This is a genomic window from Oceanicoccus sp. KOV_DT_Chl, assembly GCF_900120175.1.
Lineage (GTDB): Bacteria > Pseudomonadota > Gammaproteobacteria > Pseudomonadales > Dasaniaceae > Oceanicoccus.
The window spans coordinates 993,764-1,018,231 of the sequence record NZ_FQLF01000002.1; the positions used below are offsets into that span (position 1 = coordinate 993,764).

At 47.2% G+C, this 24,468-nt stretch carries 26 protein-coding genes and 1 pseudogene; 7 read left to right on the plus strand and 20 right to left on the minus strand.

Features of this window, described 5'->3' with window-relative positions; genetic code table 11:
• Positions 1 to 39: 39 nt before the first annotated feature.
• From UNITIG_RS08300 to UNITIG_RS08365, 15 genes are all read right to left on the minus strand, one after another.
• Positions 40 to 459 (minus strand): hotdog fold thioesterase, encoded by a 420-nt coding sequence (locus tag UNITIG_RS08300; RefSeq protein WP_101757952.1) that lies wholly within the window; start codon positions 457 to 459, stop codon positions 40 to 42.
• Positions 459 to 986 (minus strand): SDR family NAD(P)-dependent oxidoreductase, encoded by a 528-nt coding sequence (locus tag UNITIG_RS25040; protein WP_255399460.1) that lies wholly within the window; start codon positions 984 to 986, stop codon positions 459 to 461. Before UNITIG_RS25040 ends, UNITIG_RS08300 begins: the two co-directional genes overlap by 1 nt.
• 34 nt (positions 987 to 1,020) lie before the next feature.
• Positions 1,021 to 1,386, minus strand: a complete 366-nt coding sequence (locus UNITIG_RS25045; RefSeq protein ID WP_101757954.1) for an SDR family NAD(P)-dependent oxidoreductase — start codon at positions 1,384 to 1,386, stop codon at positions 1,021 to 1,023.
• 140 nt (positions 1,387 to 1,526) lie between these two features.
• Complete coding sequence (locus UNITIG_RS08315; protein WP_101757955.1) at positions 1,527 to 3,146, minus strand: AMP-binding protein; 1,620 nt, start codon at positions 3,144 to 3,146, stop codon at positions 1,527 to 1,529.
• A gap of 61 nt (positions 3,147 to 3,207) precedes the next feature.
• Positions 3,208 to 3,984: an SDR family NAD(P)-dependent oxidoreductase gene (locus UNITIG_RS08320; RefSeq protein ID WP_101757956.1), complete on the minus strand. Its 777-nt coding sequence runs from the start codon at positions 3,982 to 3,984 to the stop codon at positions 3,208 to 3,210.
• A gap of 31 nt (positions 3,985 to 4,015) precedes the next feature.
• Positions 4,016 to 4,861 carry an RHO alpha subunit C-terminal catalytic domain-containing protein gene (locus tag UNITIG_RS24205; protein WP_235015318.1) on the minus strand — a complete coding sequence of 282 codons (846 nt, stop codon included), beginning with the start codon at positions 4,859 to 4,861 and terminating at the stop codon, positions 4,016 to 4,018.
• Positions 4,762 to 5,400 (minus strand): aromatic ring-hydroxylating dioxygenase subunit alpha, encoded by a 639-nt coding sequence (locus UNITIG_RS24210; RefSeq protein ID WP_235015319.1) that lies wholly within the window; start codon positions 5,398 to 5,400, stop codon positions 4,762 to 4,764. The genes UNITIG_RS24205 and UNITIG_RS24210 overlap by 100 nt, the downstream gene beginning before the upstream one ends.
• Positions 5,401 to 5,429: 29 nt before the next feature.
• A complete protein-coding gene (locus UNITIG_RS08330; RefSeq protein ID WP_101757957.1) occupies positions 5,430 to 6,572 on the minus strand; it encodes a thiolase family protein in 1,143 nt (380 codons plus the stop codon).
• 78 nt (positions 6,573 to 6,650) lie between these two features.
• Positions 6,651 to 7,073 carry a Zn-ribbon domain-containing OB-fold protein gene (locus UNITIG_RS08335; protein ID WP_101757958.1) on the minus strand — a complete coding sequence of 141 codons (423 nt, stop codon included), beginning with the start codon at positions 7,071 to 7,073 and terminating at the stop codon, positions 6,651 to 6,653.
• A gap of 13 nt (positions 7,074 to 7,086) precedes the next feature.
• On the minus strand, positions 7,087 to 8,505 hold the full coding sequence (gene lpdA, locus UNITIG_RS08340) for a dihydrolipoyl dehydrogenase (RefSeq protein ID WP_101757959.1): 1,419 nt from the start codon (positions 8,503 to 8,505) through the stop codon (positions 7,087 to 7,089).
• An 11-nt stretch (positions 8,506 to 8,516) separates the two neighbouring features.
• A complete protein-coding gene (locus UNITIG_RS08345; protein ID WP_101757960.1) occupies positions 8,517 to 9,980 on the minus strand; it encodes a 2-oxo acid dehydrogenase subunit E2 in 1,464 nt (487 codons plus the stop codon).
• Positions 9,980 to 10,990: an alpha-ketoacid dehydrogenase subunit beta gene (locus UNITIG_RS08350; RefSeq protein ID WP_101757961.1), complete on the minus strand. Its 1,011-nt coding sequence runs from the start codon at positions 10,988 to 10,990 to the stop codon at positions 9,980 to 9,982. Before UNITIG_RS08350 ends, UNITIG_RS08345 begins: the two co-directional genes overlap by 1 nt.
• Positions 10,991 to 11,062: 72 nt before the next feature.
• Positions 11,063 to 12,034 (minus strand): thiamine pyrophosphate-dependent dehydrogenase E1 component subunit alpha, encoded by a 972-nt coding sequence (locus UNITIG_RS08355; RefSeq protein ID WP_101757962.1) that lies wholly within the window; start codon positions 12,032 to 12,034, stop codon positions 11,063 to 11,065.
• 55 nt (positions 12,035 to 12,089) lie between these two features.
• Entirely contained in the window at positions 12,090 to 13,523 is a 1,434-nt protein-coding gene (locus UNITIG_RS08360; RefSeq protein WP_101757963.1) for a carotenoid oxygenase family protein, read from the minus strand.
• 17 nt (positions 13,524 to 13,540) lie between these two features.
• A complete protein-coding gene (locus UNITIG_RS08365) occupies positions 13,541 to 14,950 on the minus strand; it encodes a carotenoid oxygenase family protein (protein WP_101757964.1) in 1,410 nt (469 codons plus the stop codon).
• Between the two features lie 168 nt (positions 14,951 to 15,118).
• Here UNITIG_RS08365 and UNITIG_RS08370 point away from each other — a divergent pair, with 168 nt between their 5' ends.
• Entirely contained in the window at positions 15,119 to 15,562 is a 444-nt protein-coding gene (locus UNITIG_RS08370; RefSeq protein ID WP_159931125.1) for a nuclear transport factor 2 family protein, read from the plus strand.
• A 133-nt stretch (positions 15,563 to 15,695) separates the two neighbouring features.
• Positions 15,696 to 17,093, plus strand: coding sequence for a carotenoid oxygenase family protein (locus UNITIG_RS08375; RefSeq protein ID WP_101757966.1), 1,398 nt, complete (start codon positions 15,696 to 15,698; stop codon positions 17,091 to 17,093).
• Between the two features lie 68 nt (positions 17,094 to 17,161).
• Here UNITIG_RS08375 and UNITIG_RS08380 read toward each other — a convergent pair whose 3' ends face one another.
• The 5 genes from UNITIG_RS08380 to UNITIG_RS08395 all read right to left on the minus strand — a co-directional run bounded on the left by UNITIG_RS08380 (position 17,162) and on the right by UNITIG_RS08395 (position 22,320).
• On the minus strand, positions 17,162 to 17,674 hold the full coding sequence (locus tag UNITIG_RS08380) for a GNAT family N-acetyltransferase (RefSeq protein ID WP_200821234.1): 513 nt from the start codon (positions 17,672 to 17,674) through the stop codon (positions 17,162 to 17,164).
• A gap of 267 nt (positions 17,675 to 17,941) precedes the next feature.
• The gene (locus tag UNITIG_RS08385; RefSeq protein ID WP_101757967.1) at positions 17,942 to 18,361 is read right to left on the minus strand and encodes a hypothetical protein; all 420 of its coding nucleotides are present in this window, start codon (positions 18,359 to 18,361) and stop codon (positions 17,942 to 17,944) included.
• A 591-nt stretch (positions 18,362 to 18,952) separates the two neighbouring features.
• Positions 18,953 to 20,530: a PAS domain-containing methyl-accepting chemotaxis protein gene (locus UNITIG_RS08390; RefSeq protein WP_101757968.1), complete on the minus strand. Its 1,578-nt coding sequence runs from the start codon at positions 20,528 to 20,530 to the stop codon at positions 18,953 to 18,955.
• A 305-nt stretch (positions 20,531 to 20,835) separates the two neighbouring features.
• Entirely contained in the window at positions 20,836 to 20,958 is a 123-nt protein-coding gene (locus tag UNITIG_RS25050) for a hypothetical protein (RefSeq protein WP_255399461.1), read from the minus strand.
• Between the two features lie 354 nt (positions 20,959 to 21,312).
• Positions 21,313 to 22,320 carry an LLM class flavin-dependent oxidoreductase gene (locus UNITIG_RS08395; protein ID WP_101757969.1) on the minus strand — a complete coding sequence of 336 codons (1,008 nt, stop codon included), beginning with the start codon at positions 22,318 to 22,320 and terminating at the stop codon, positions 21,313 to 21,315.
• A 106-nt stretch (positions 22,321 to 22,426) separates the two neighbouring features.
• On the opposite strand from UNITIG_RS08395, the pseudogene UNITIG_RS08400 reads away from it, so the two are divergent.
• From UNITIG_RS08400 to UNITIG_RS08425, 5 genes and pseudogenes are all read left to right on the plus strand, one after another.
• A pseudogene (locus tag UNITIG_RS08400) lies at positions 22,427 to 22,663 on the plus strand (type II toxin-antitoxin system RelE/ParE family toxin); the annotation flags it as partial.
• 707 nt (positions 22,664 to 23,370) lie between these two features.
• Entirely contained in the window at positions 23,371 to 23,616 is a 246-nt protein-coding gene (locus UNITIG_RS08410; protein ID WP_101759226.1) for a type II toxin-antitoxin system CcdA family antitoxin, read from the plus strand.
• Positions 23,616 to 23,936: a CcdB family protein gene (locus tag UNITIG_RS08415; RefSeq protein WP_101757971.1), complete on the plus strand. Its 321-nt coding sequence runs from the start codon at positions 23,616 to 23,618 to the stop codon at positions 23,934 to 23,936. The genes UNITIG_RS08410 and UNITIG_RS08415 overlap by 1 nt, the downstream gene beginning before the upstream one ends.
• Positions 23,937 to 23,975: 39 nt before the next feature.
• On the plus strand, positions 23,976 to 24,149 hold the full coding sequence (locus tag UNITIG_RS08420) for a BrnT family toxin (protein ID WP_255399462.1): 174 nt from the start codon (positions 23,976 to 23,978) through the stop codon (positions 24,147 to 24,149).
• Positions 24,136 to 24,408 (plus strand): BrnA antitoxin family protein, encoded by a 273-nt coding sequence (locus tag UNITIG_RS08425; protein ID WP_101757972.1) that lies wholly within the window; start codon positions 24,136 to 24,138, stop codon positions 24,406 to 24,408. Before UNITIG_RS08420 ends, UNITIG_RS08425 begins: the two co-directional genes overlap by 14 nt.
• Positions 24,409 to 24,468: the final 60 nt, after the last annotated feature.

The following is a 24,468-nucleotide window of genomic DNA, read 5'->3' on the forward strand; positions in this document are numbered from 1 at the left end:
CACTCCAGTTCTTTTGACAGCTTGTTAAATAGTCTTTTGCTAAATTTTCAGTACTGCCATGGTTAAACGGGATGCACAGACTTTTCTATCTGCGGCATCAAAGATATTAATTTCCCACACTTGGGTCGACCGTCCAATGTGTATCGGCTTGGCGATGGCGGTAACTAATCCTTCACGCACACTGCGCAAATGATTAGCATTAATATCCAAACCGACACATCCATAGCCTGGCTCTGCAGCCATTTGTGCAGCAAAACTACCTACCGTTTCCGCTAGAGCTACGGAAGCACCACCATGCAAAATACCCATCGGTTGGTGATTGCGATGATCCACTGGCATGGTGGCTACGACATAATCCTCACCCACTTCGGTGAAATGTATATCAAGTGTTGCCGCCAAAGTATTGAGCGAAAAACCGTTTGCTTCTTCAACAGAAATCGGACTTTTCCAAATCGACATCAGCTTACTCCTGCAATCAATTCTTCAGTTTTATCCCACAAGGCTTTAGCGTTATCACTATCAAGTGCATAGTCACAATAACCTGCCAGCGCGTGACTTTGATCCAACTCCACCCCGACATGACAATCTTCAAGATAATATCCGCCCTGCCCTTGCAACTGCGGACTTACCGCCGCCCACACCGTTGTTGCCGCACCGACTGCTACCGGTTTCACTTTCATCCCCGGTGCCGCCATTGCCGATAAATCTTCCGGTTTTAAGTAGCGCGCCAGATCAGTAAATATCACACCGGGATGCACAGCATTTACAGTAATATTGAATGCTGCTAATTGTCGGTGCAGTTCTGTAGCAAAAAGCGCATTCGCTGTTTTCGACGCGCCATAGGCGAGCCAATTATTATATTCCCGCGCTTGCCAATTCAAATCGGCCAAATCTACATTTGCTAATTTATGCGCACCGGACGTTAATACTACGATGCGCGCGGGCGCTGACGCTTTTAATCGTGGAATAAGCGATTGCGTAAACACAAAATGGCCAATATGATTAACTCCAATCTGCGACTCAAAACCCCTGCACTGTTTGACTATAAGGACAAGCCATAATGCCTGCATTATTGATCAACACATTGATCACCGGGTAAGTTTCAAGCAGCGTTTGCGCCGCTGAACGCACAGAATCCAAATCCGCTAAATCCATTACCTGATTAAAGACCTTGGCGTTACCCGTACTGCTAATAATCTCTTGCGCTTGCGCAGCTAACTTGTCAGCATCTCGCGCCACCAACACCACCGTCGCCCCTTTTGCGGCCAACGCCCGGGCAGTTTCCGCACCCAAACCGCCGGAAGCGCCGGTGATGATTGCCACAGTAGAGCTCAGCTCTAAATCAGCGACAACCTCATCGGTAGTTGAATGAACGGTAAATACCATCGGTATATCCTCGTAGGGCTATGCTTTCTACATTCGACAACAGCTAAGCTCTATTCCCACAAACCAATCTGCATCGCGGCAATTATCTGCATTGACTGCTGTACCCCCAACGGCACAACAGTTAACGATTTCACCTGATGCTATTTTGATAAAGCTTCAGCAATCTGTTTACGTAAAATATCTTTCTTAACTTTACCGCTAGCGGTGCGCGGTAAATCATCAACCAATTCGATATGCTGGGGAATTTTTTGCTTGGCCAATGCCGCTTGATCTGCGAAAGCAGCGATAACGGCCAAATCCAGACCATGATCTTTGCTCGCGGGAATAATATAGGCGCAGACACCTTCGCCCAAACGTTCGTGAGGCATAGCAACCACAGCGGCTTCTTTTATTTGTGGGTGGTCGTGCAGAACATCTTCAATTTCTTTAGCACTTAAATTTTCGCCACCGCGAATAATTATGTCTTTTTTGCGATCAGTAATAAGGATGGCATCATCTGCTGTGCGCACGCCAATATCACCGGTATAAAAATAACCGTCACTGTCATGCGCTGCTGCATTTTGTTCTGGATCGGCATAGCCCAGCATCATACCGGCACCCCGTGCAGCAATTTCACCATCAACGCCAATTGGCAATGCACTGCCTTCATCATCAACAATTTTTACATCATAAGCGTAAATCATACCGTCAGTTTCAGCAGCTAATTGCTGCTCACCTTCACGCACAAAGCCTTGAGTGATAACCGGCGCCTCGGTACTGCCATACACACGGAACGCGCGACAATTATCCAGTTGCTCATAACATTGATGAATTAATTGTGGTGGCACCGCAGCCCCACCACAGGCAAATAAACGCATGGTCGGCAAACCGGTGTTATGCCGCTTGGCCGCAGCTAATAACTCAACCAAAAAAGGGGTTGCCCCGACACTGGCGCTGGCACCTGTGCGCAAAATAAATTCAACTGCGGCATCCGCATCCCAACGCGCCATCAAGGCAGATTTCACTGGCGTAATAAATGGCAGCACCATACCCGACCCGTAACCAGTAATATGCGTCACCGGTGAGGGCATCAACATAATATCGCTGCCATTCATCTGCCAGCAATCAACGGAATTTTGAATAACGCGGCCGAGTGTATTGTGGCTATGTAAAACAGCTTTAGGATTACCGGTGGTACCCGAAGTGTATAAAATCGTTTTGATAGAATTGGCATCTACAACGGGCAAAGCTTTTATTGCTGCAGGCTTATTATCAATCAAATCTTCAAACCGCAACATGCCTTCGTGATGATGCTCGGCACGGACAGTAACAATATGTTTCAAATCTGGCAGATCAGCTTGTAGCGCCTCTATCATCGCAGGAAATTCCAGACTGCGAATTTTCTCGGGTATATAAATTAATTTTGTACGCGCATCTTTTAAAATAAACCGCAATTCGCGATCACGATAAATTGGAATAATCGGATTAACAATTAAGCCCATGGCAGAAGCAGCGATGTCGAGCACTACCGACTCACGCCAATTCGGCAACTGGAAACTCACCACGTCGCCCTGCTCCATGCCCAGTTGTTGTAAGCCGGTAATCAGCCGTCGTGCTTCTTCTGCGATAGACCCAAAAGTAATGGCAGGTTCATCTTCTAAAAAGATTGCCACATCATCAGGAATAGCTTCAGCTTTACGCCACGCACAATCTGCGATAGTCAAGTTTGACCACAACGCTCCATCACGTTCAATTCGAGCTTGAGTCAATGGATTAATCATTACAGCTAGCCTCAATTAAATTAAGTGGCGAACAACACGTGCCGCCGATTGCAGAATTATTCTATAACTCAGATAAAACATGGCCACCATCGACGGTGATATTTGCACCCGTCATTAAGGAGCCCGCATCGGAAGCCAGCAATAACAGCGGGCCATTTAATTCATCTAGCTGGCCAATACGACGTGTTGGCACCCGCTGTATAAGCGCTTGTCCATCAGCAGTCTTAAACCACTCGCTATTAAGCTCAGTATTAAAATATCCAGGAGAAATAGCATTGACGCGAATATTGTGGCGGGCCAACTCTAACGCTGCCGCTTTAGTAAACTGTACTACTGCCGCTTTTGCCGCCGAATAGCTGGTCAGTGCTTTTTGCAATCGCTCAGCGGTAATCGATGCAATGTTTATAATGCTGCCTGCTGTCTTTGCAGCGACCATACGCTTGGAGGCTTCACGGGTAACAAAGGCAACACCATTGAGGTTAGTATTGATAACACCATTCCAGTCGTCATCGGTTAAATCCAATAACAATTTAGGAATAGTGATGCCTGCATTATTAATGACAATTGTAATAACTCCGTAGGCTTGCTCCGCTTCATCAAAAGCCGCTGTAATACTGGCAGTGTCAGTCACATCCATATTCACCGCAGTGGCTTCACCACCATCGGCTTTAATTTCTTCACACAATGCAGCCAAGCGGTCGCCACGGCGCGCACCGACAATCACTTTCGCCCCGGCTTTTGCTAATACTTTTGCAAAGTGGTGACCAAAGCCGCTGGACGCACCGGTCACCAGCGCGACTTTGCCTGCCAATGAAAAGGGTTTTAATAAATCGTTCATAACATGTCCGACAGTAAACTACTGATTAAAATTATTTAGCGTTAATATATTTATCGAGTGTCTGATGAAAATGACGAATACGTACTTCCTGATAATTACTCAAGCTCACGGTACCTTTCTTGGAGGCCTTTAGGCCTTTCTGTACCTGCGGCAAATTCGCGCCATCCTGATTAAACACATTGGAGAAGCCAGCGCCCATGACCTCGGCACCTTCACTGAAGGGCTGATCGATATTCAAGCGGTAGGTGGGTGCATCAGCAGGCGATTCAGTGCCTTCGGGATAGCGCGTCAACAAGAAAATTTCCATGATGCAGCTTTCAACATCATCACCATTGGGGCGATGGCGATAAGTAATTACCGTGCCATGACCAGCCCATGGTGCAAAATTAGGAAATAATGAATACAAGGTTGAATCCATCAATTCCGACATAGTGGTGCGCTCAGAAAAATCTTCCCCCGCCTGTTCATTAGCAACTGGCAAATTCAACTGCGCATAGACTTCCCGTGCGGTCATACCCGGTGGCACTTGTGGCCGGTCTTCGAGATCAATCAAGGCCATCATCGCATCCAGCGATTGCTGCTCGGTATAAAGATCGGCATGGGTTGGGTTAGCGACACCATAAGCGGTGATGGTGCGACTAACATGATCACCCCACACATCGTACTGGGAATTATCGATTGCCTGAAACGGCATCAATTGTGGATGAGTCGCAATGGCATGGTAAGACTCAATAAAAGCCTCATAAGCCACCTTCCAATTACAGGCAATCACTTTTTCTACATGCATCGAAACAAACCGCTGCTCGTGCTTCCACTGATCCATATGCTGCGGTAGTACCTCCATATACTCTTGCAACGACGGTGCATTTTCATCCATATTGATAAATACCCACCCCCCCAGGTATCTACCCTGACTTCTGGTAATGTATTGTTTTCTTTTTCAATATGGGGAAAGTCCCACTGGCAAGGCGCTGAATCAAATTCACCATCCAGCTTCCAGGTCCAGCCGTGATAAGGGCAGCGCACATTGTCGGCATTACCCGAACCGCGCTTCAAGGCACGCCCACGGTGCAAACAGGAATTATAAAACGCTTTAATTTCACCGGATTCGGTGCGAGTCAACAGAATAGAATCATTGACGATGTCATATACATAATAATCGCCAGTTTCACGCAAGCGATTGACACGACAGGCTGCCTGCCAGGTTTTACGCCAGACTTTTTCTACTTCCAAGTCAAAAAATTCTTTTGAGAGATAACGGTCTACATCAATATCATTCGAGCCCAGGTAAGTTTCTGTGCTCTCGCGCAAGGCAGCGGGCACTTCGACTTTTTCCAAATTCAATAAATCCTGAAATGATTCAGCTGGGTCGCGGGCAGCAATTTGTTCCGGCGTTAATTTCACTTTCTCATTCATGGGGGTAAACCTCGTTCTAAATTTTTTAACTAGCGCTGCAAAATAGTGACGGCACTGATACCCGGCGCACCGTAAACATGGGTGTAGCCTAACTCGGGATTATTAGGCACCTGATGATCACCAGCATCACCGCGCAGCTGCAAACAGGTTTCATACACCTGACGTAAGCCAGTAGCACCAATGGGTTCGCCATTAGCCAAACAACCGCCATCGGTATTAATAGGCATTGCGCCATTGATTTGAGTGGCACCGGACGTAATTAATTGTTCCTGCTCGCCGTGTTCACAAAAACCATTTTCTGCCATGTGCATAATTTCTGCACCGGACTCAGTATCTTGCAACTGTAATACGTCAATATCTTTTGGCCCCACACCAGCCATTTCAAAAGCGGCTTTAGCAGCATCAACCGTTGGACCATCGACTTGTTCCAGTGCCTGTGAAGGTGCGAAAACTTCGAAAGAGCCATAGCGACGCGAACGAAATGCGGCGGCTTTTAAATAAATAGGCTTGGGATTGTACTGCTTGGCTTTATCAGCGCGACACAGCACCAAAGACACACCGCCTTCACCCGGCGCACAAAACATATACTTTGTTAGCGGATCACTGACCATAACCGCATTGGCAATTTCTTCTATTGAAATTTCTTGCCGGCGCCAGGCATTGGGATTTTTTGCGCCGTTAACAAACGCTTTATGCGCCACTCTGGCTAGCGCGTCTTTACTGATGTTATATCTATCCATATAGCGCTGGATTTTCATCGCAAAAAATTGCGTGGTCAGCATCAAACCGGTTTCACCGTACCAATCACCAATACCCAACTCTTTAGGGTCAGCGTTAAACGCACCGCGGTCGTGCTTATCAAAACCCGCCACCAAGCCAATATCATATTCGCCGGACTTAATCGCATTATAAGCTGATAGCATCGAACTACCGCCAGTCGCACAGCCATTGGCAACATTGATAAATGGCAAGCCCGTGAGGCCTAATTCATTTACCAGCGCATCAGCACTACCGGCACTGGCGCTACCGCCAAAACCAAACTGCATATCTTTCCACTCAACGCCGGCATCTTTTAATGCCATCCGCGCGGCATAAGCGCCCTGCTGCAAACCACTGCGCTCAGGGGTGCGACCAAAAGGATGAATACCGATACCGACAATTGCTACGTCCATCTATCTCTCTCTACATTGCTGGGCAATCATTAACGCCCATTCTTTTATTGCTACGCTTTTTTATTACAGCAAAAAACACTAAACCGCTTTAAAGGCAAAGGAGACCACTTCATTACCCGCCTCATCATGGCGGAAGGTATCCACCACCAATTCCATTTCCATACCGATTTTTAATTGCTCAGGGGTATTTTCTACCAGGCGACTTTCTACACAAACCGCACCGGGCAACTCCACATAACCAACACCATAGGGGCGAAAAGTCTCTGGTGTTTCATCGGAATGGTATGGCGTCTTGGGCATAAAACCCTGAATGGTCCAGGTCCACAACTTACCGCGGCGTGGCAATTCTTCAATCACCACATCCTCACTGCCACAGGCCATGCAACTTAACTTGCTGGGGAAATCAGCAATACCACACTGCTGACAACGGCTACCCAACAAGGCCGGATTCTCCGCTGGCCAGGTAAACAAACCTTCAGCAATTGCTACTTTATTTGTCATTCAAAACCTCGTTCTAGCTATGGATGGCTTTATTAAACGCATCCAACACTGATTCATGCATGGCTTCCGACATTGTTGGATGAGCAAATACGGTATGCATCAACTCTTCCTCAGTGGTTTCCAATTTTTGCGCGATCACATAACCCTGAATTAATTCAGTTACTTCGGCACCGATCATATGCGCACCCAGCAACTCACCGGTTTCATCATCAAACACGGTTTTCACAAAGCCATCGGTTTCACCCATCGCTTGCGCTTTACCTAAAGCGGTTAGGTCAAACTTGCCAACACGCACGCTAATGCCCTGATCTTTTGCTTGCTGTTCGGTCATACCAACGCTGGCAATTTGCGGCGAACTATAGGTACAGCCAGGCACCGACATTGGATTAAGCGGCTCCAGATCATCCAGCCCGGCGATTTTTTCAACACAAATCACCGCCTCGTGACTGGCCTTATGCGCCAGCAATGGTGGTGCGGTCATATCGCCAACTGCGTACACACCTTTAACAGCGGTTTCTGACCACTCATTGACCACTACCTGGCCACGATCTAACTGCACACCTTGTTCTACCAAACCTAAACCGGCAGTATTGGCAACAACGCCTACTGCCAAAATAACGCGATCAAAACTACCGCTATGCGGCTTTTGATGTTTATCGGTCCAACTGGCATTGGCTTTGGTTTTTTTCACCTCTAACTGATCAAGCTTGGCACCGGTAAAAAATTTCATTCCACGCTTTTTAAAAGAACGCTCAGCAGCTTTGGATACATCGGCATCTTCCTGCGGCAAAATGCGATTCAGCATTTCCACCACTGTCACCTCAGTACCAAAGCTGCGATAAAAACTGGCAAACTCAATACCAATAGCACCGGAGCCCACCACCAATAATGATTTGGGTAAACTAGTAGGTGTCATCGCTTCTTTAGCAGTCCACACCACTTTGCCATCAGGCTCCATACCCGGAATCACTCTCGGGCTAGCGCCAGTCGCAAAAATAATATGTGGCGCCGCCACTTGCGCTACCACATGATCATCAACACTGACCTCCAGTTGACCTGGTGCACTTAGTTTTGCAAAGCCATCAATCACAGTGATTTTATTTTTTTTCATCAAGTAGCTGATACCACCGCTTAAGTTGGCGGCTATATCACGGCTGCGCTTAACGATTTTTTTAATATCAAAATCAGCTCCTGACACACTCAGACCATAGTCATCCGCATGTTGAATAGCTTGATAAACTTCCGCGCTTTTCAATAAACTTTTAGTCGGAATACAACCCCAGTTTAAACACACACCACCCATATGCTGTTTTTCGATAATGGCGGTTTTCATCCCCAGCTGTGCTGCGCGAATAGCCGCCACATAACCGCCGGGACCTGCACCCACTACCACTAAATCAAATTGCTGGAGGTCTAGCTCTTTAGCTGCCACAGTCACACTCTCTATAACAACATCGACGCAGGATTTTCTAAAAATCCTTTCAACGCCTGTAAGAATTGAGCAGCAACAGCACCATCAATAGCACGGTGATCACTGGACAAAGACACCCGCATAACAGTCGCAACGGTAATATTGTCGCCACGCACTACCGGCTTCTTTTTACCAGCGGCAATCGCCAGTATCGCCGCCTGCGGTAAATTGATAATCGCATCGAACTGATCAACACCAAACATACCGAGATTGGATACCGAGAAAGTACCGCCTTTGTATTCATCCACGGTGAGCTTGCCACTCTGGGCGCGCTGCGCCAGATCTTTTGCTTCAGCTGCAATTTGTGGCAAGCCTTTATTGGCAACATTGCGAATGACCGGTGTAATCAAACCACCCTCAATAGCAACCGCCATAGAGATATCAACCTGATCAAAACGTAAAATACTGTCGCCAGTAAATTGCACATTGACATCTGGTACTTGCTGCAATGCACTGCCACAAGCTTTGATCACAAAATCATTCACAGAAATGGCATGACCAAGTGAATCGTTCATGTATTTGCGCTGCTGCAATAAGCTGTCGATTTCAATATCTACACTGACGCGATAATGCGGAATCGTTTGCTTGGACTCGGTTAAACGCGCGGCAATGGTTTTGCGCATGCCGGTAAGTGTTTGCTCTTCATAATCTGCAACACCGGTTAAGGCAACTGCGGCTTTTTCAATGTCTTCTTTAGTGACACGATTACGACGACCAGTTGGCGTCACATCATTCAAATTAATATTCAGCTTGGTAGCCAAGCGGCGAGCAATCGGCGTCGCGGCAATACGGGAATCATCGGCTGACGAACGCCCCGCCATCGCTGACACTGCAGCTGTTGCTTTACTGGCTGAAGGCGCCGCTAACACACGAATACCAGCAGCGTTTTCAACATCCGCTTTCGATACTCTACCGTGACGACCGGTAGCGCTAACGTTGTGCAAATTAATGTTATGCGCTTTTGCGATACGACGAGCAACGACTGACGCGCTCACCTCACTATCATCAGGCCCTTCTGACAAACCTGAAGTCGCTGCCGGGGCCGCCGCAACGGGGGCTGGCGCCGCTGCAGGTTTGGCCGCATCAGGCGCTGGCGCTGAACCATCAGTTACCGAAGATTTAGCTAACGCTGAGGAACCGGCATCAGGAACAAACGCGGCAATAAAAGCATCAATATCGGCATCGGTAGTTTCGCCGTCTGCCACTATCGCCAGCAACGTCCCCACTAAATGTGTTTCACCAGTATTGGCAATAATACGAACCAGCGTACCGCTAGCAGTACTTTCTGCCGTGTTTACAATTTTAGAGGTTTCTATATCTACAATTTCATCGCCGACGGATATCTGATCACCGACGGCTACACGCCATTCGCTGATCTCTCCTTCTTCCATCGACATCCCCCACTTGGGGACAGTCAAGGCATATAATTTTGTCATTATTTGTACCCCAACACTTCGCGAACCGCGGCTTCTATATCGGCTTCTTGTGGCATCCACGCATCTTCCAATGCTGGCGCAAATGGAATCGGTGAATGGGCGGCAGTGACTTTCTTAATCGGCGCACGTAATGCGTGAAATGCTTTTTCAGCAACGATACTGGAAATGTCCGCAGCGATACCGCAGCGAGGAGTCATTTCATCAACGATCACTAAGCGACCGGTCACTTCTACACTTTCTAAAATAGATTCCTCATCCAAAGGCGAAGTAGTCCGTGGATCGATTACATCGCAACTTATGCCTTCAGCGGCCAAACGATCGGCTACGGCTACGGCCTTATTAACCGTATTGGAAATACCGACGATAGTGACATCAGTACCCTGACGTAAAAAGTTCGCCTCACCAAAAGGAATAGTGTATTGCTCATCAGGCACTTCGCAGCTGGTTTCGTAGAGGAATTTATCTTCTACAAAAATCACACAGTCATTATCGCGAATCGCTTGGGTCAATAAACCTTTGGCATCATAGGCATTGGTCGGGCAAACCACTTTCAGGCCCGGCACCATCGTTACCATCTGGGTTAAATTTTGTGAGTGTTGGGCGCCACCACGCAAGCCGGCGCCCGCCATCGTGCGAACCACCATCGGGCACTGCGCCTTACCACCAAACATATAACGAAACTTTGCCGCCTGGTTATAAATTTGATCGAAACAGACGCCGAGAAAATCCATAAACATTAATTCAGCTACTGGACGTAAACCCGTTTGTGCAGCACCAGCGGCAGCACCCATAATGGCGGACTCGGTGATCGGCGTATCGATAACCCGCGCCTCACCAAACTCCGGGAACAATCCCTTGGTCACCCCCATCACGCCGCCGTAAGCATCGCGATCACCATCACAGCCAGCACCGCCGGCAACATCTTCACCGATAATAATGACGGTGGAATCTCTTCGCATCTCTTGCGCCAATGCTTCATTAATGGCTTGTCTATACGTTTTTATTGGCATGGTTAAATTCTCTGTCGTTCCTATCACTGCATAACAAGTGATTGATTAAAGTTAACGATTTCTAATCGATGATTAATATTCCGAGCTATACACGTCGGTCAACAATTCGGTAACAGCTGGTGACGGTGCCGCTAAACCAGCCTTGGCAGATACGTCGATATACTCCAACACTTCTTTATCAATCTTATCGAGCTGCGCCTTGGTAGCTAATTTTTGTTTAACGGCTTTTTCACGGGCAATCTTTAAACAATCCAGCTCTTCCATCAAACGCTTCACTTCACCCTTACCACGATACGCTTGCGGGTCGCCTTCGAAGTGACCTTTAAAACGGGTAATACTTGCTTCAATCGTAATCGGGCCTTTGCCGGCACGGCAGTGATCAACTGCTTGCTTACAGGTTTCATAAACAGCAAATACATCGGAGCCATCTACCTTCAATGCGGGCATACCAAAACCGGCTGCGCGACCGGCGATATCTTTTGAACCCACAGCGTAGTTAGCGTGGGTACCTTCACCGTAACCGTTATTTTCAAACATAAAGATAGCCGGCAATTTCAGTACCACTGCCAGGTTCATCGCCTCGAAAGTAGTGCCCTGGTTAGAACCGCCGTCACCAGTAAAGGCCACGCCAACACGATCGGTACCTAACGTTTTGGCAGATAGCGCAGCACCCACAATTAACGGCGGCCCACCGCCCACAATCGCGTTAGCACCGAGCATGCCTTTCTCAACTGCAGCAATGTGCATAGAACCACCTTTACCGGCACAGCTACCACCTTCACGCGCCATGATCTCTTTCATCATCTGGCCAACATCACCACCTTTAGCGATACAGTGACCGTGACCACGGTGCGTACTGACGATGTAATCCTCATCAGTAAGGTTCATGCACATACCGGTCGCGATCGCTTCCTGACCAGCATACAAATGCAAAAAACCCGGGATATTGCCTTTACCAAACTCATCACTGACACGGTTTTCAAACTCCCGAATCGTTTTCATCGTTTGATAGGCTTCAAGAAATAGCTTTTTATCTAAGGACATGTTCCGCCTCTTTATTGTTAAAATTTATTGATTCCTGCACACAGGACATTTTTCGTTACAGTGTCAAACCCTGCATCCAATTGGCATGAAAACCATTGGGCACACGGCTGGGTATAAATATTTTTGCTAACGGTCCGCGCTCAATATCACCGGCACTTAAGATTGATAAAAACGCACCTTGTTTTGGATCTGTTACATAGGCCATCAAATAGCCGTCTTCTTCTTTTTCACTATCCGGATTGGGAATATGTACTGGCTCGCCAGCATTAACGCCCTCTCCATAATCGTAAAACGCTGCATCGCCACTATCCATATCATAGCGAATGACACCGCTGTAACCGTGATTAGGTCCGTCCCATTCACTGGCACTGGAAGCAGCGGCAAAACCATAGCGATAAGGCAGACCACACAAGCGATCATCCGCGCGCCCAAACTCACAATAGGTTGCACCTAGTTTTTCGTCGGTGACGGCACCGGTTTTTAAATCCAGCGTCATTCGATGCATATTGCGCAGTTGGCTTTCTTTGCCACTATTGGGATCCAGACCAAAAGGCGGCGTCGCCATCCACACATAATCGACGTATAACTTATCGCCGGATTGAAAACCGTTGGTGAAATGCCAACTAAAAAATGTCGACTTTTCAAACCAAATGGGTTCACCACCGTTACGGGGTATGGCACAAATGCGGGTGGCTTGATCACCATTCCAGATAAAAGGATCACCACCAGTCATACCCGCTTCTAAATTGGTAAACGCCGGCGGATAAAAAATAACAACGTAATCACCACAAATTTGTAAATCATGCATGATGGCACGATCAGGCATATCAACAATTTTTTCGCGTATCTGTTTGCCACTCTTATCCATAATACGCAAGGTGTAAAATGGCGCATCCCAACGTTGGGTGCAGGTAATCAACTCACCAGTGCGGCCACAGATTTTCGGGTGGGCGGTCAAACCATCACCGGGCTTTAGTGCGCCATCATAATCCCACTCACCCACGGTACTGAGGTCGCTATTCAAGGCATAGGCGTTACCCGCCTCCCACAGCGCCATTAACTTACCGCCGTGCCACACGATATTAGTGTTAGCCAAATTTTTTAATGGGCTGGCAGGGCCGCCAGCAGCCAGCGTTTCTTCATCGGGCATATAAATTTTACCGACACTGCCATAACAGGATCTGCCCAGTTTTTCTTCTACCTGAAAGCCCGCGGTGCGCACCCAGCGATTACGATAGTGTACCCGGCCGTCTTTAAAATAGACCGCGTGAATCATGCCATCGCCATCGGCAGGGTAAACATAATGATTGGGTTGCCACGCGATATTGGGACCATTGCGCATGAACGCTCCAGTCAGGTTGGCAGGGATTGTACCCTCAACACGCAAGCCGCCTTCGCCCTCATCGAAAGCGCACTCGTCTAACACAGGCGCATAATTATCCTGTAAATAAGGATAATCGCTGGTATCGATAGCAGGACGTGTAGTCATGGCAATTCACTCTCCCCTTAAGCCAGGGTTAAGTGTTGCATCCAGTTGGCGTGAAAGCCGTTAGGCACCCGGGTTGGTATATACACCTTGGCTACCGGCCCATTATCAAAATCACCGGCAGACATAATCGATAAATACTGTCCCTCACCAGGATTAAACACATAACACATAATCCAGCCATCTTCTTCACGCGGACTGTCCGGGTTAGGCACATGCACCGGCTCACCGGCATTGGCTTCCGGGCCGTAATCCCACAACTTGGTTTCACCCGTTTCAAAATCGTAACGGCCAGTGCAATTGTAACCATGGGCATCCGCCCACTCATGATTGGCAGAGGCCGCAAAACCATAGCGGTATGACTTACCCATATAGCGCTCATCAATACGCGAAAACTCACAGAAAACATCCGAGAACCGCTCATTGGTAACTTGCTTGGTGACTTTATCCAAGGTCATACGGTACATACGGCGTGGCTGCTTCTCAACGCCCGTACCCTGCTCTTGAGTAAATGGAATTGAATTGATCCACACATAATCAATAATGATTTTGCCACCCTGCTCAAAACCATTACAAAAATGCCAGCTAAAAAAAGCATCGGTTTCGTAGATCACATTCTTGCCGGAGCCATCACGCGGAATCGCGATAATTTTGGTGCCTCTTTCCGGCTCCCACATAAAGGGGTTCTCGCCCTTCATCGCCTTTTCTACACTATGAAATGCAGGCGCATAAAAAATGATGACATAATTTTCAGTGATTTGTAGGTCGTGAATAATACCTTTACGCTCCAGCTCAACCGGAATCGTTTTCTTATGCTTGCCATGCTTATCAATAATTTGTACCCAGTAATTTGAGCTATCCCAACGCTGGGTACAGGTGATCAAATCACCGCTATCGGGGCAAATTTTGGGATGGGCAGTCAGCGCATCGCCTGCGGTGAGCAAGCCGTCATAATCGTAAAGACCAACGGTAGTTAAATCGTTATTTAGCTCGTGAGGAAAACCACCTTCCCACATCGCGAATAATTTACCGCCGTGGTAGAGCACATTGGTATTGGCGGTATTACGAACGGGGCTTGGCTCGCCACCGGCATCAATAACGTCCTGCGGCACCTCCAATAACTTGCCGACACTGCCGTAAATCAGGCGATCAAATTGACGCTCGGTTTTTAAATGACTGGTTTCAACCCAGCGATTTTTATAGGTGGCTTCACCGTCTTTAAGGTAGACCGCGTGCACCATACCGTCACCGTCCAGAGGGTAGACATAGTGATTAGGTTGATAAGCCACATTAGCCCCGTCGCGCATAAAGGCACCGAGCAGTTTCTTCGGGATTGTACCCTCAACTCTTAACTCGTCAGGACCAAAATCACTCTCTTCTGTAACCGGCGCATAATTGCCCTGCAAATAGGGAAAAGCACTTAAATCCATGAAATCACCCCGCTGTGTGGTATTTTCTTTATTTATATAGACACAATGATGAACAAGATACTACCAGCTCCACTAACTTAAAAACAGTCTTGTTTGTTTCTTTTTCGGCGATTAGCCGCTACAGTATGAAATATTAACAATTACCTATAGCAACACAGGAAAATGACCATGAACAGCATCAATCATAGCAACCCGATTGAGGACGAGTTTGGCCTGCGCCGGCTACAGGCAAGCTACACCGATGCGGTCAACCGCTTTGACGCCGATAGCTGGATTGATTGCTGGGCCGACAACGCCACCTGGAACCTCACCGGCACTCCCGTCACCGGCAAAGACAACATCCTGAACCTATGGCAGCAAATGATGAGCAGCTTTGAATTCGCCCTGCTGATGCCAAACTCCTATCTATTTGATGTCAATGGCAATACCGCTACCGGTCACTGTTACCTGCATGAATATCTCGGCGACAAATCTGGCAGCACCAGCACCATCCTCAGCCGCTATCTTGATACCTATCACAAAGAGAATGGCCGCTGGTATTTTCAAACCAGAGACTACCATATGATCTATAACGCTGCGGGGAATCTTAACGGGGCGTACCAGGCCCTGTAAATCCAAGGCACCAGACGACACCACAGCATTTTTTCAATCAGCCAGAGACTACCGGATATCACCATGAGCTCAGAACAACTTAAGCAATCGCAAACAACACCTACTATTAAAGGTAATTTTGAAGCGCAGGAAAATGAATTCGAATTCTGGGTGGATGACATCGTCGGCAAAAGTACCCAGCGACTTAACCGGGTCTTTTTTCCGCAATGGCCCAGGCCGTTTAAAACTAGGCGATGAAGAATTCAAGCACTGGTTTGATGGCGACGGCATGGTGGCTCGCACCACCTTTATTGATGGCAAGGTGCATTTCGCCAACAAATTTATTCGCACCCCCAAGTACGTCGACGAGACTGCGGCCGGTAAAATGCTTTATCGCGGTTTTGGTGGCGCCCCCAAAGGCAGCATCCTTAGACGCTTTGCCATGCCTGCACAACCCGCCAATACCGGGTTGATCATTCATGCGGGCAAATTCCTTGCTCTAGGTGAAGGCGGTCGCCCCTGGGCACTCGAAGCCGACACTCTGGATACCGAAGGCGAATACAACTATGAAGGCAGCCTGGGCAAGTCCAATACCTTTAGTGCCCACGGCAAGAAAAACCCCGCTAGCGGTTACTACTATAACTTTGGTATGAAATTCGGCCCCAAGCCCAGCTTTGATTTTTATAAAATTTCGCCCAGCGGCAAAATGGTCGATCGCGCCGTGTTTGCACTGGACCATATGCCACTGCTGCACGATTTTGCGCTTACTGAAAACTACGCCATTTTTATTCAGTCATCGGTGGGCATGAGCACCAACCCCATTCCTATTTTGCTGGGTGGCTCAGTCGCTGAAGCCATGCTCTATGACAACCGCCTGCGCAATAAAATTATTATCATCAACCTGCACACACTCAAGTTGGTAGACGAAATTGAAATTCCACCACTGGCTTCCCTGCACTTTGGTAATGCCTACGAGAAAAATGGTGAAGTGCACTTTGATATCATCCAAACGCAGGAGTCCGCCTACAACACGCCAACCCATAAAAACGAACCGATGAACATTTTCGACCCCAATGTCGACTTCAAAGCCGGTGGCGGTCACTATGTGCGCTTTATTGTTAACTTACGCCAAGGCACCGCGCGCTCCGAACGTATCAACGATGCGCTGCTGGGCGAGTTCCCGCAATGGGACTGGACTCAAACCACTCAGGAAAACCGTTATGCCGTATCCTGTGCCTACCCGGAGAACGGCCCCAAAACCTACTTCACCGGCATTCAAAAAATTGATCGCAATACCGGCAAGGTAGAAGTCCACGACTTTGGTAACTTCCGTTTCACTGGCGAGCCACTGATGGTATCCAAGCCAGGCAAAACGGAAGATGATTTTTATATTCTCTGTTACGTCTATAACGGCAATGAAGATAAAACCGAAGTGGTGGTCATCGACAGCCAGAACTTTGACGACGAAATCGCTGTGATTAAATTGGGCCACCACATGCCACAGGGTTTCCACGGTATGTTCACACCAAAGTGTTTATCTAGGTATGGCTAGTGAGGTGGTCGATAAAATCGATCACCTCTATTTAAGACCGGGCTGCCCGCCAAGCAAACCATCACTATTTATCTAATGTTATACGCATAGAAATTGTCGTACTCCTCAGTATGCGTCCGGGTAAAACCGTGGGCCTTATAAAAGTCATTGGAGCGACTCCCTTTCAACGCCCCCAATCGTATATCTTTGCCTTTTTCACGCGCACTGGCTATGACCTCGGCTAGAATATTTGAACCAATTTTTCTACCTTGGTAATCCGGGTGTACATATAAATGATCAAGCAGCAGATAATCCACTTTATCCAGCACGACATAGAATGCGACCAACTCCCCGTTAATAAACACTTTACGCGTATTAGTCGGATCAAACCGATCAAGAAACCGCTGTCTGGCACGCTCCGGTTTAAACCGGCCAATAGCTTCGAGACTTTCGCGCATTGCCAACACACGCAGCTCCGCCAACGTCTCGCCATCGTCGTCTAATGCCCACTCAAACTCCATGCCCACCCCTGCCATCACCCACCAACTAATCTCATCCACATTCGGACACCACAACAGCGCCCCTCTTCGCCAAGCGCTCATAACAAGTCCAAGCTATTCCTATCTATTGTTCGCGCATAAGAACATACTTGCTATGTGTTACGCATCGACTGCCCTGCCAGTTGATCGCCAGTTACTGCGCAGCAACAGCCCTGGAGCTTAAACAGGCTTTAGGTTTATCCGGCACAACAACAGGAAAGTATCATGAGCAAAGGACAAGACAGCAAGAAAAATGCAAAAAAGAAACCACTATTAACGGCCAAAGAAAAAAAAGCGGCAAAAGTATCCAAGAAAAATACCACCAATGTGTTAGGCAACTAACGAACAAAAGGCCATCGCGTTAATACGATGGCCTTTATTGTTATGCTGCTGCGTGTGCAAAAAATAACGATACGCAAAAATACGCCCCATTAACGCCCAAGCCATAACCGGTAAATACGGCACGTAGTGACCGCCCTCTCGCCGTAAAGCTTTAATCCAGCCAAGAAAAATAGCCACACCCACTATCGCAATGATTGCTAACCCGACATCCGTAGCAACAGTGCTAGCAAATAAAAAAGCTAGCGGCCCTAAAAAAACCAACACAACCACTAACAAGGCAGCAAGTATTGCAAGGTCAGGCCCATGCACCGAATAACCCACCGCCACAATAGGCATCGAAAAAAGCACACCCATAAATAGCAATAAGATCGCACTGCCTTTTACTTGATTAATAACCTTCCGGGTCAAAAATTCGCCTCACCATTTTTTCGAAGATTTATCTGGTTGAATAAAAACAAGGGGCATCCTCACAGCTTTACACAAGTATCAATCGAAACACCATAGATAATCGAAGTCATCCCCGACCTGATCGCACTGCTGTCCGAGATAAATCTAAAACACCATAAATAAGCCTAAGTCATCCTCGACTTGATCGGGGATCCAGAGCTACGGTGTGCAAAATTGTTAGTTTTCTCCGGAGTTTATTCATAGCTCCTTACTCAGCACTTCGTAGCACTAGATTATTCGTTCCACTGAGCCTGCCCCGTGAAGCGTTTTGGGTACACCCTACGGGCCGCCTTGAATAAAACAGGCGTTCAACGCACCTTCGTGCTTTTGTCCCGATCAAGACGGGAATGACGAATATAAAATTGAGTCTCTACCTTAGCGCAACAGGTATCGCACTGCTATTGAAGATTGAAATTTAAAAAAATTACGAACAGTAGTGCTCCGAATTATCGGGCAGCAGAATATTGATTATAAGTGAGTGAGTTTACTACCCCCGTAGAGACATATTCTAAAAAGCCTGCCTCAAACACACGACTATTTGAATACCAACAATTAACTACCAAACTGCAGGATCATACTATTCAGTTTTTCAACACTCGTTGTCAGGTGGTCGCTGGCGCTTTTAATTTCACCACAGCCATCCAGGGTTGAGGTGGCACTGTCATAGATATTAACGATATTGGTATTGATTTCAGAGGAAACCGAGGTTTGCTCTTCTGCAGCGGTAGCAATTTGAGTACTCATATCATTAATTTCATTGACGTTATCGATGATGGCATCAAAAGTCTCGACGGTTTTATCAGAACCCTCCACACAATCATTAACCGCCGTCTGGCTCACCGACATTGCGTTAACAGCTTGCTGCGCGGCCTGCTGCAACGACAATATCATTGCACTAATTTCTTCGGTGGACGTTTGGGTTTTCCCCGCAAGCCCTCGCACTTCGTCAGCAACCACAGCAAAACCTCGCCCCATTTCTCCTGCCCGGGCTGCCTCAATAGCCGCATTCAGCGCTAACAAATTAGTTTGTTCAGCCACACCCTTAATCACATCAATCACACTGCCAATGCGCTCACTGTCAGCAGCCAGCGCCTGTATGACACTTGATGAGTCAGTAATTTTTGCGGATAAGCCAGCGATAATCTCTTTGGTATGCAACACCACGCGCTTGCCATTGTGTACTTGGTCGTAAGCCCCTTGCGTTAATGCCGACGTTCTTGCTGCATTTTGTGCTACCTCTTGCACGGTAGCAGTCATCTCTGTCATCGCGGTCGCGACCAAATCCACCTCCTGATGCAAGCTGCGCATATTATGCTCAGTAGCGGCGGTCATCTTTCCAGCCGACTGAGCTGAAACATTTAACTGGCTAACCTCTTCAGTAGTACGCCAGATAATCGTATTTTGCTGCGCCTGTAAAAACTTGATCGCCAGCTGCAACTGACCCAGCTCATCGCCACGACCGGTATAAATTTGCCGTGCGAGCGGATTATCGAAAACAGCCAAACTGTCTTTCGCAGCTTTCGTCCATGGCAAACTAATCCAATAGCCCAGACCAGAAGCGCTGATTGCACTCACTACTAATAAACTAGCCACACCAGCCTGAGACGATAACCCTACCGCACTACCAGCCAACAAACCCAAGAGCAATGAGAACACACTTGCCATCACCAATTTCACTGGCAGTGGCAAGGACAGCTGAGTAACTGTTTGCCACCAACTTCCACCATTATTAATGGCCTGATAGAGACTAGCTGCACGCGCTACGGTTTCAGCGTCAGGCTTTAGTCGTACCGATTGCAGGCCGACTGTTTTACCCGCTTCGATCATCGGCGTTACAAAAGCATCTACCCAATAGTGATCGCCATTCTTGCAGCGATTTTTCACAATCCCCATCCACGGCTTGTCTTGTTTGGCCGTAGCCCATAAGTCCTTAAAAGCAGCTGCAGGCATGTCAGGATGTCGCACCAGATTATGGGGCTGACCCAGTAACTCCTCTTCGGCAAAGCCACTAATATCGACAAAATCCTGATTGACAAAAGTGAGAACTCCCGTCGGCGTGGTACTGCTGACAATACGCTGGTCCGCACTAAAAACATTCTCGCGCTGGGTAACGGGCTGGTTGTTTCTCATGAGCGGTATCTCCTTACCATATCAATGAACCAAAGAGCTTACGCATTGACGATGCCTCAACCAATAAGTATTCATGCGTAATTAATGCAATAGTAGAAATAATCAATACAATAAATCAAATTCTATTGATTTATATCAACTTAAAAGAAAGGCTATGAAAATAGTAATAATAAAATCGCCACAGATAACGCATTCTAATTAATCGTTAAGCGAATTATATGAATTAGGGAGGTAGATGATTACGGTTAATTTGGGAGATAATGAATGCTTGCAGGCTTGTAACAATAGAGTGTGCCAGTACTAAACTATCGCTCTATAAACGGCTCATTCAAGCGGTTTAAATCTTCTTCAATAGTGACAAGAGCGCGCTTGATACGATCAATAAATTCTTGATTGCTAAACGTGCCGGGAGCACTGATTTTGGTCAACGTGCTTTCCAACTCTTTTCTGTGCTTCCTTAACTCTGTTACGCTCAACCTTATTGCCCTCAGTATTAGCCTTGAAATAAGACGGCAATAATAAATTGTGCGAGCTAGTCTATAGAACTAGGAAATATACCTATCCAAATAGTTAATCACCCGTATCCAGAATTACGACAAATCTAATAGGAATAACGGTTAATCATGGTAACGCCCATGCTTAACAAGCTTCCTGATTACCAATGTAAAAAGGGATCGAAACAACTAAGTGCAGGTACATGGACAGCATTATTGCCCCGCTCTTTAGCCCAAAACAACATCGGGCTTGCTGAGCGCGGCCTACGTTCTGAAGTGGTTACACCATTAGCGATCGATATAATCCATTTTTTCTCTGAGGTTTTGCACATAGGGCCAAACCTCTTTCTCAAAAAGCTTGAGGCCGCGCCATGCTAACTTGGGGTCAAGACCGCCTAACAAGGGATTAATGATGAAGGTTCTATTGCTTCCTAAAGACTGAATCATTGCCACAGCCTTGTCAGCGCCAAGCAACTGGTAGCTACCACTGGCTCGCAAGTCATCGATATCAATACCCTTGGCGAAAGGGCCTGCAGCCTGGCCATAGGCTTCAATGGTCCACTCGGCATAGGACTTCACGGTATGCGCCACATGAGGTGCTATTGTTATCCAATCCTCATCGGGCGTATTGGTAACATGCGTGTAGATGGGGCCAAGCGCTTTGAAGTGTTCTCCCGGGTCAGCCTTACCTAAGCGCAAACACTCTTGACGGTAGATATCCCAGTTTTCACCGGCAGGTGGATAATAGCCATCAGCAATATGGGCAGCACGTTTTGCCACTGCCGGGTGTGCGCCTCCCAATAGCAACCTGGGAGCAGGGTCAGGTTGCGGCGTAATAGTAATGCTTCGCCCCTGGTATTCAAATGTCTCACCACTCCAGGCTTGCCGCAAAAAATTAAAGACATTGATATACAGTGCCTTTCTATCTTCAAGACGTTTACCAAACATTTGAAATTCGTAGGGGCGATAACCTGCGCCAATAACAACCTCAAGTCTACCCGAGCACAGATACTGCGCAACGGAGAGGTCTTCAGCCAGTTTTACCGGGTCATAAATCGGGGCTTGCAAGACATTGGGTCTGATTTTAATTCGCTTGGTGCGGGCACCAATGGCAGATGCCATAGGAATCGGAGAGGGAAGGTAGCCATCTTCTGAAGCATGGTGCTCGCCCAAGCCGACAACATCGAAGCCGATATCATCAGCCCACGCGGCCATATCGAGGGCCGCTGAATACAACTCTTGTGGCTTGGCTCCAAAATCTGGAGCCCTCATATCGAAACAGATTACAAATTCCATAATTTAATTCCTTGGGCACCTTCAACGATCAAGCTTATTGCCCCCAATGCTGCTATTAAAATAAAGGCCGTAATAATACTTGTATTTGTTATAGAAAGCCGTAAAGAAGCTTAAGCCTAACCAGAAGAAAGACCTGGATTCTGTCATTAAAGAACTGATGGCGAAACCAGCACTTGGCGAACAGAAAAAAGGCAATTTGTCTTTTTTACGCGTGCATAAATTTAAGATGAATAAACAGCTTACATTATTGGAATACAGTTTTAATGATGGCACACTGACTCTCGAATTAATGGCACTTGGTTCGCATGAAAACTTTTACCGCAATATCAAACGCAGCACCTAAAGTTGTAACGCCTGTGGAATGTGCCGCGTTGTGGCGAAGCCAAGTCTTTAGCGGTCCAGCCGTAGGCGATCATTGACCGTTTTGTTATGCATTTTACTGCACGGACATTAAAATCCGCCGCTTTTCGTAAGTGAAACCGATTCTTTGGTCTTAAGGGGTCGGTGACAAATGATAATTGTTCGTACTACGTTTTGTCACCGACCCCGTTTATTGGACCCCGTTTATTGCGATTGCAGATGGAGGGCTTAGCAGTCACGGACCCAAAGCACTGCGTGGGGCCGGCCCTGCCCGCTGACCCCGAATATGTTACACCTCGTATTGAGTTCTTGTTCATCGCCCCGCGATTTCGCGTTGGACTTCCTTCAGACCCCGCCTCACGACAACACCCTTGTCCTTTCGCTAACCTTCGGCTCTGCGAATACCTGGTACGAGGACTTTCACCTCGCTAGTTAAGTGCCATGCCCGGCACACACGCCTTGCTAAGCGGCGCAAAAAAGCGCAGCAGTTTTGTGTCCAACGTAAGTTGCGCAGCAACTGTAGTGATGCTTGAGCAACTTGTATGGCTCAGATTCCATCTCATTTATTCTTCTTTTAAAGTAAAGCCCGTAGCTAGAGGCAACTAGTTACCGGAGGTCTAGCTTGTTAAATGCTTTACTATGCGCACTCGAATGCGCACAATGTTGATTGAATTAATCGAGGGCATACACATGGATACTTTATTTGACCAAAATGCACCCAAAAAACCGACAAACCTTAGTTTAAACAGTGACTTACTGAAAAAATCCAAGGCTATGAATATTAACCTAAGTGCCACTCTTGAACAGGCCCTCAAAGACTTGTTGGCCCAAGATAAAGCTGCCAAGTGGGCTGATGAAAACAAAAGTGCAATTAGAGCATATAACGATTTCGTTGATGAGCATGGTTGTTTTGGCGATGAATACAGGGAATTCTGATGGCTCCACAATTTGATGTTTATATAAATCCCAGTAAAAGCACCCGAGCTGCCTTCCCTTATATTGTCGATATACAAAACCCTGTTATCTCTGATATTGCAACAAGGATCGTTATTCCGCTTGGACGGCTGGAAAATTTTAGAAATGAAAAGTTGCAGGGTCTGACGCCCGAACTTAGTTATGAAGGCGAAACCCTTTTGTTGCTTACTCCTCAAATTGCTTCCATCCCTTCAAAACTATTGAAAAAGCCAATTGGTACTTTAAGTCATTTCCGCGATGAAATTATTGCTGCTATGGACTTCGCGATTACTGGCATTTAACGCCGCTATAAAAGGCGCGCGCTCAGTGGAGGCCGTTTTTTGGCCGACCAGAAACATAGCAAGAATGAAATGCGATATCACGCGCTGGGGGTAAGCAATGATGCTAGATTGTTGCATATAACTTTTACCTTGCGCTCCAATGATACGTTGATCCGTGTAATTTCAGCTCGTGACATGCACCGGAAGGAGAGGAACATTTATGAGCAAAGTTAAAGCCATACCCAAATTTAAAACTGAGGCCGAAGAGCGAGCTTTTTGGGAAAAAAATGATTCCAGCGATTATATCGATTGGAAGCAGGCTCGATCAGTTGCAATACCAAACCTAAAACCCTCAACCAAAACTATTTCACTCAGGTTACCCGAAGGCTTGCTCGATAGTATTAAGATCGAGGCCAACAAGCGCGACATGCCGTATCAGTCTCTCATCAAGTCTTGGCTTGCTGATGACGTAAAAGAGAGTCGCAATGCCTGATGGGGTGCTATCGCCTTGCTCAGCTGCGCAGCGGTTGTAGTGGATTTTTGTGCAACAATG

Excerpts from the sequence above, each read along its gene's own strand:
- UNITIG_RS08300 (WP_101757952.1), bottom strand. The coding sequence starts at position 459 with ATGTCGATTTGGAAAAGTCCGATTTCTGTTGAAGAAGCAAACGGTTTT.
- UNITIG_RS25045 (WP_101757954.1), bottom strand. The coding sequence starts at position 1,386 with ATGGTATTTACCGTTCATTCAACTACCGATGAGGTTGTCGCTGATTTA.
- UNITIG_RS08315 (WP_101757955.1), bottom strand. The coding sequence starts at position 3,146 with ATGATTAATCCATTGACTCAAGCTCGAATTGAACGTGATGGAGCGTTG.
- UNITIG_RS08320 (WP_101757956.1), bottom strand. The coding sequence starts at position 3,984 with ATGAACGATTTATTAAAACCCTTTTCATTGGCAGGCAAAGTCGCGCTG.
- UNITIG_RS24205 (WP_235015318.1), bottom strand. The coding sequence starts at position 4,861 with ATGGATGAAAATGCACCGTCGTTGCAAGAGTATATGGAGGTACTACCG.
- UNITIG_RS24210 (WP_235015319.1), bottom strand. The coding sequence starts at position 5,400 with ATGAATGAGAAAGTGAAATTAACGCCGGAACAAATTGCTGCCCGCGAC.
- UNITIG_RS08330 (WP_101757957.1), bottom strand. The coding sequence starts at position 6,572 with ATGGACGTAGCAATTGTCGGTATCGGTATTCATCCTTTTGGTCGCACC.
- UNITIG_RS08335 (WP_101757958.1), bottom strand. The coding sequence starts at position 7,073 with ATGACAAATAAAGTAGCAATTGCTGAAGGTTTGTTTACCTGGCCAGCG.
- UNITIG_RS08345 (WP_101757960.1), bottom strand. The coding sequence starts at position 9,980 with ATGACAAAATTATATGCCTTGACTGTCCCCAAGTGGGGGATGTCGATG.
- UNITIG_RS08350 (WP_101757961.1), bottom strand. The coding sequence starts at position 10,990 with ATGCCAATAAAAACGTATAGACAAGCCATTAATGAAGCATTGGCGCAA.
- UNITIG_RS08355 (WP_101757962.1), bottom strand. The coding sequence starts at position 12,034 with ATGTCCTTAGATAAAAAGCTATTTCTTGAAGCCTATCAAACGATGAAA.
- UNITIG_RS08360 (WP_101757963.1), bottom strand. The coding sequence starts at position 13,523 with ATGACTACACGTCCTGCTATCGATACCAGCGATTATCCTTATTTACAG.
- UNITIG_RS08365 (WP_101757964.1), bottom strand. The coding sequence starts at position 14,950 with ATGGATTTAAGTGCTTTTCCCTATTTGCAGGGCAATTATGCGCCGGTT.
- UNITIG_RS08370 (WP_159931125.1), top strand. The coding sequence starts at position 15,119 with ATGAACAGCATCAATCATAGCAACCCGATTGAGGACGAGTTTGGCCTG.
- UNITIG_RS08375 (WP_101757966.1), top strand. The coding sequence starts at position 15,696 with ATGAATTCGAATTCTGGGTGGATGACATCGTCGGCAAAAGTACCCAGC.
- UNITIG_RS08380 (WP_200821234.1), bottom strand. The coding sequence starts at position 17,674 with ATGAGCGCTTGGCGAAGAGGGGCGCTGTTGTGGTGTCCGAATGTGGAT.
- UNITIG_RS08390 (WP_101757968.1), bottom strand. The coding sequence starts at position 20,530 with ATGAGAAACAACCAGCCCGTTACCCAGCGCGAGAATGTTTTTAGTGCG.
- UNITIG_RS08395 (WP_101757969.1), bottom strand. The coding sequence starts at position 22,320 with ATGGAATTTGTAATCTGTTTCGATATGAGGGCTCCAGATTTTGGAGCC.
- UNITIG_RS08410 (WP_101759226.1), top strand. The coding sequence starts at position 23,371 with ATGGATACTTTATTTGACCAAAATGCACCCAAAAAACCGACAAACCTT.
- UNITIG_RS08415 (WP_101757971.1), top strand. The coding sequence starts at position 23,616 with ATGGCTCCACAATTTGATGTTTATATAAATCCCAGTAAAAGCACCCGA.
- UNITIG_RS08425 (WP_101757972.1), top strand. The coding sequence starts at position 24,136 with ATGAGCAAAGTTAAAGCCATACCCAAATTTAAAACTGAGGCCGAAGAG.